Annotated in this window: 6 protein-coding genes; 1 reads left to right on the top strand and 5 read right to left on the bottom strand. The window is 44.7% G+C overall.

The annotated features are described in order from the left end of the window. The 4 genes from RMO55_RS20455 to RMO55_RS20440 form a co-directional block, all read right to left on the bottom strand. Positions 1 to 807, bottom strand: an 807-nt coding sequence (locus RMO55_RS20455) for a protein kinase domain-containing protein (protein WP_310429767.1), incomplete at its 3' end; no start/stop codon positions are given. 170 nt (positions 808 to 977) lie between these two features. After that, on the bottom strand, positions 978 to 2279 hold the full coding sequence (hemL, locus tag RMO55_RS20450) for a glutamate-1-semialdehyde 2,1-aminomutase (RefSeq protein ID WP_310429765.1): 1302 nt from the start codon (positions 2277 to 2279) through the stop codon (positions 978 to 980). 230 nt (positions 2280 to 2509) lie between these two features. Then, positions 2510 to 3751 carry a transposase gene (locus RMO55_RS20445; protein ID WP_310429762.1) on the bottom strand — a complete coding sequence of 414 codons (1242 nt, stop codon included), beginning with the start codon at positions 3749 to 3751 and terminating at the stop codon, positions 2510 to 2512. 94 nt (positions 3752 to 3845) lie between these two features. After that, positions 3846 to 4724, bottom strand: coding sequence for a 4-hydroxybenzoate solanesyltransferase (locus RMO55_RS20440; protein WP_310429760.1), 879 nt, complete (start codon positions 4722 to 4724; stop codon positions 3846 to 3848). A gap of 275 nt (positions 4725 to 4999) precedes the next feature. On the opposite strand from RMO55_RS20440, the gene RMO55_RS20435 reads away from it, so the two are divergent. Beyond that, the gene (locus RMO55_RS20435; protein WP_310429758.1) at positions 5000 to 5737 is read left to right on the top strand and encodes a response regulator transcription factor; all 738 of its coding nucleotides are present in this window, start codon (positions 5000 to 5002) and stop codon (positions 5735 to 5737) included. Here RMO55_RS20435 and RMO55_RS20430 read toward each other — a convergent pair. Then, the coding region (locus RMO55_RS20430; protein ID WP_310429756.1) for a hypothetical protein at positions 5734 to 5964 on the bottom strand (231 nt) is incomplete at its 5' end. The two genes, RMO55_RS20435 and RMO55_RS20430, sit on opposite strands and share 4 nt — an antisense overlap.

The following is a 5964-nucleotide window of genomic DNA, read 5'->3' as shown; positions in this document are numbered from 1 at the left end:
AGGTAGTTTACCTGTAAGTAAATTTAAACAAGTCACCGCCAAACTATACAAGTCTGATGAAGGATAAATTTCCTGTCCCTGGTGTTGTTTGCCTGGAGCATATTCTATTGTAGATACGGAGTTTAAATTACGTTCTAGCATCTGGACAGTCGCACGAATAGTCTCAGCCCCAATCTGCTTCACCGCCCCAAAGTTGACTAAATAAATTTTGCCTTGTGCATCGCGGATGATGTTTGCTGGCTTAAGCTCGCGGTGAATTGTGTCCTGAAAGTGAACGAATTCTAAAATTTTTGCAACTTCTCGCAGTACAAAAATAACTTCCGATTCACTGAATTTACCTTTAACGAGCAATTCTGCTGCTAAACTTTGTCCAGCAATATATTCTCGAACTAAATAAAAGAACTTTTGTTGGCTATGGGGGACCTCTGCGGGGATTGTCAGTTCCAAAAATGCAAAAATTTGGGGGATTTTAGGATGCTTGCCCAATTTCTCTAAAACTTCAGCTTCATGACAAAATAATTGCGTAGCGATTTCCAACTGAGTGGTATTAAAACTAGGATCGATCTCTAACTGTTCGATCGTGCAACGTTTCCCTTTAGGTGCGAGTAGATCGCAACTGAGAAATGTCGCGCCCAATTTATCCCGTTGTAGCAATTTTAACGGCACATAGCGGCCATCTAAAATTAATGGCATTCCACAACAATGGCAATGCTTGAGATCTACGGTTTTTAAAAATTTACTATCGTCTAGATCGGGAAACGAGTTCAGCGGCTGTTCGCAATGAGGACGAGTACAGTAAATGTCCATAATATCCGATCGACAAGAGGGATTGTGAACGAAGTCAGAAGTCAGAAGTCAAAAGTAATTAACTTACCTATTACTCTTATCCTAAACAATTTGAAGATTAGACGGAAGAGTTTCCGCCTAATCACCATTTTATTTGTTGACGCTCCTCAGCCTAAAGGCGTAGCAAGGGGCTAGATTTGGGACATAACAACACGAGCTGCTGCCAAAGTTCGATCGATATCATCCTCTGTATGTGCTAGAGACGTAAAGCCAGCCTCAAATTGCGACGGTGCGAGATAGATCCCTTGTTCTAACATCCCCCGATGAAAGCGACCAAATTTAGTTACGTCTGACTGCTTGGCATCTTCAAAGTTATGAACTGGCCCCGAACAGAAGAATAAACCAAACATGGCACTGATATTACCACCACAAGCAGCATGTCCAGTTTCTTTGGCGATTTGGACTAATCCATCAGCCAAGCGTTTGGTGATTTTATCTAGATACTCATATGTTCCAGGTTTTTGGAGCAATTCCAGGGTTTTGATTCCGGCTGTCATTGCCAAAGGATTCCCCGATAGAGTACCCGCTTGATACATCGGCCCCGCAGGTGCGACCATGGACATGATCTCTTTGCGTCCACCATAGGCTCCGACGGGTAAACCACCACCAATAACTTTACCCATTGTCGTGAGATCGGGGGTAACACCAAATCTCTGTTGTGCGCCACCGTAGGCGATGCGGAAGCCAGTCATAACCTCATCGAATACTAGCAATGCGCCATATTCTTGAGTTATTAACCGCAAACCTTCCAGGAAACCAGCATCGGGCGTAATAAAACCAGCATTACCAACGACAGGTTCTAAAATTACCCCAGAAATACTGTCGGGATTGGCAGCAAATAGAGCTTTAACAGCTTCTAAATCGTTGTAAGGTGCAGTGAGAGTATCGGCAGTAGTCGATTTGGGTACGCCAGGGGAATCGGGTAGACCGAGTGTCGCAACCCCAGAACCAGCTTTCACCAGGAACATATCCGCATGTCCGTGATAACAGCCCTCAAACTTGATAATCTTATCGCGTCCAGTAAAGGCTCGCATCAGCCGCAAGACAGCCATACAAGCCTCCGTGCCGGAGTTGACAAATCTCACCATTTCCACGCTGGGAACGGCATTAATGACCATCTCTGCGAGGACGTTTTCGAGATAGCAAGGCGCACCAAAACTCGTCCCTTTAGCTAATGCTTCATGTAAAGCGGCAATCACTTCTGGGTGGGCGTGTCCGCAGATCGCTGGCCCCCAACTGCCCACATAGTCGATATACTGATTACCATCTACGTCCCAGACATAGGCATCTTTGACACGATCGAATACAATCGGTTGTCCGCCGACAGATTTGAAGGCACGGACAGGTGAATTTACACCACCTGGCATCAATTTCTGCGCAGCAGCAAAAATTTCTTCTGATTTTGTAGTTTTCAAGTTAGATGTAGAAACCAATTTTTTCTCCCAACGGTTAAAGCTAAAATTTAAGTAAAGTCTTACTTATAACGGTTTTTGGTTATGAGTAGTCGGTGCTGAGTTGTGAACGTGGATAGTGGATCTACCTCATAAGTCCACAATCTGTTTTCTAGGAGATCGAGACTATAGTAATTTTATTGACGTACTCCCCCTGGAAAAAAAAGGGGGATTCTCAAAGGTTGCATTCCGGCACAGCTCAAGCCACGCCTTCATGCTTTCTTCTTCCTGTCTCTTAGGCTCTTGACTAGACTGTTGCCAGTCCCCGTCAGACCGCCTCCACAAGCAACTTCTTTAATGTCTACGAAGCGTCCCTCCGCCGACAATCCGCGATTGCGAATAACTTGAGCCGCTGCTACATCTCGATGTGTCATGTACCCACATGCTGGACAATTATGCACTCTATTATCAAGTGTTTTCTTGCCAGTATGGGCATCACAATTAGGGCAAACTTGAGAAGTGTAATCCTTGTTTACCTTCTCAAAATACACACCTTGCTTCCAACATATCCACGCAAGAATTGTTATGAATTGTCCAAAGCCAGCATCTAAAGTGTGTTTACAAAACATTCCCTTAGCCCAGACCCGAAAATCGATATCTTCAACAAATACCATCCCCGCGTCTTTTGCTACTTCATGAGCTAATTTAAACTGCCAATCCTTACGGGTATCAGTCACTCGTTGATGCAGCCTAGCAATCTTCCTATTTAACTTATGACGGTTGTTAGATCCCTTTTTCTTGTTCTTTAACCGACGTTGCAGCAATTTAAGCTTGCGGTGTTCGGTGTTTAGAAACTTAGGGCATTTAACTAACTTTCCTTCAGAAGTTGCTAGAAATCGATCTAGACCTAAATCTATTCCAACTGGGAATCCATGTGCAACTGGCTGAGGAACATTCACATCGCACTCTAATGAAAGTATGACAAAATATCCACTAGCCTTCCGCACGATTCGAGCTTGCTTAACCGCAAACCCGTCAGGAATCTCTCTAGATTTAATCAACTCAACAATACCTAACTGCGGCAGTTTGATACTATTGCCTTGGATGCAATTTTTCAGCATTTGGGGAAACACAAACGACCGCATTTTGTATTTATTTTTAAATCTAGGAAATCCCATCTCTTTCCTTTTCATGTCCACGAAAGCCGTTTCCAACTTTCTTAACACTTGCTGAAGCATTTGGGCATTAACCGTTTTAAGTTCAGGATATAACTCCTTAGCTGCGGTTAAAGACTTGCATTGCAGTGCGTAATTGGGATATGAAGCATCAGCCGGAATAATATACTCACCAACAATTGAGCAAGCATTAATCGGGCATTTACGAGAGTTAATCCAGTCCTTGCGCTCTCGCAGGGCATAGTTCCAAACCTTGCGACAAATCACTAGAGTTCTTTCGATCTCTGAAATCTGCTCATCTGTTGGCTTGAGTTTGTACTCGTAACTGAGATTTAGCATTGCTCGTTTTAGTGAGTCTACAAAATATGATAGCATTTCTTAGACTTACTAACTTCACAGTAAGCCATCGTTGACCCGATCGAACTCGTGTAATCTAATGCCTGATGCCCAAGATCATCCCCAATAGCAACCCAAAACCAATCCAGACATTTTCACGAAACATTTGGGGATAAAAAGCTGGCGGGATCGTCGGTTGCTTGAGCCGAAGATATTGCCACAGCCAACCACCAGCAGAGACGATTAGGCCAACCCAAAACATCGACCCCAAGCCCATCATATTGCCCATGTAGCCCAGCAAACCCACCGTCAGGGCAAAAAAGATGGCGATCGCCTCTGCCACGTAATTACCGAAGAATAGGGCACTAGAATTGACCCCAATCCGGCGATCGTCATCGCGATCGGACATGGCATAGACAGTATCAAATCCCAACGTCCAAAAAATCGTCGCACCCCACAAATACCATGTTGGCGGAGCCAGACTAGCCGTCACCATCGACCAACTAATTAAGACCGCAAATCCCCAGGCGATCGACAGTACCAATTGGGGCACCGGAAATACCCGTTTAGCCCCAGGATACAACAAAATTACTGGCACGGCAGCCACACACAGCCAGAAGGTCAACGGATTGAGATATACCGCCAAAATTGCCGCACAAATCAGTGAGACAATTAATACGCCGATTCCAGTCGCGATCGATAGCGATCGCGCCGCCAGCGGACGATTTTTGGTACGCTCTACTTGAGGATCGATATTTCGATCCCATAAATCATTCACCACGCATCCCGCCGCACTAGTTGCCAACGTACCTAAAATAATTACGCCCACCAATGGTAATGGTGGATTTCCCTGTGCAGCCAGACACAATCCCCACAAAGCAGGAATCATCAAAATTAATCTACCTGCGGGCTTATCCCAGCGGAGGAGGCGGATTACAGTTAGCCAAGTTGGTTCGTGGGGAGGGAGAGTTGTCATAGGGGTGAGGTTTTAGGTTTTAGGTTTTAGGTTTTAGGTTTTAGGTTTTAGGTTTTAGGTATCGATTTTTTAATACCTTTCCTTAAACTCAGGCTTCACTATTCACTATCCACTATCCACTACCCCCTATCCTCTAGCAAACATGACTTAAAATTGCGAAATATCAAAAAAAACTCGCATCACCCGATACAGTTGCGTATAATCTTTACATAAAGCTTTTTTTTGCTAAATTTTTTTAACAAACTTTTCAGACATTTACACAAAATTACTCGAACATGCCTCGAATACTAGTCATTGATGATGATGCAGCGATCGCTGAAATAGTCTGTATTAACCTTGAAATGGCTGGATATGAGGTAAACCAAGCACCCGATGGCATCCAAGGGCAAGCAATGGCGATCCAAATTCAACCAGATTTAATTGTATTGGATTTAATGCTGCCCAAAGTTGATGGTTATACAGTTTGCCAACGACTGCGCCGCGACGATCGCACCTCGGACATTCCCGTGCTAATGTTGACAGCTCTGAGTCAAACCCAAAATAAGGTAGAAGGGTTCAATGCTGGTGCGGACGACTATTTGACTAAACCGTTTGAAATTGAAGAGCTGTTGGCTCGCGTGCGGGCACTGCTGCGACGAACGGATCGGATTCCCCAAGCTGCCAAACACAGCGAAATTCTCAATTATGGCGAGCTGACTTTAGTCCCCGAACGATTCGAGGCAATTTGGCGTAAAGCAACGATTAAGCTTACTCACCTCGAATTTGAACTATTGCACTGTTTACTCCAGCGACATGGGCAAACAGTGTCCCCTAGTGACATTCTCCGCGAGGTCTGGGGTTACGATCCAGACGACGATATTGAAACAATTCGCGTCCACATTCGCCACCTCCGCACGAAGATGGAGCCAGATCCCCGTCGCCCTAAGTATATCAAGACTATCTATGGTGCAGGTTACTGTCTGGAGCTTCAGAACGATCGAGAAGAAGAGAAATCTCAATCGGTAAATACTTAGCTATGGCTATCATACTGAAATAATCCTCGATCGCGATTCTCCGCTGGAGAGGCTACGCCAACATCCAGGCATCGTGTTACCAGAATTAGAACATGAAGTTGAGCCGCTCGATTCTCATTCTGAGAGGCTCCGCCAACGTGTTGAATTTTTTGTAGAATTCTGGAAAAAGGTTTGAGATTGAGTCTGAGTCCAAAACTTGAAGTTCGATCTCTATTTTCGATCGAGAT

Source organism: Chamaesiphon sp. VAR_48_metabat_135_sub (assembly GCF_031418915.1).
GTDB lineage: Bacteria > Cyanobacteriota > Cyanobacteriia > Cyanobacteriales > Chamaesiphonaceae > Chamaesiphon.
Note: the sequence above shows the minus strand (reverse complement) of the source record. Positions and strands in the feature narration are given on the sequence as shown.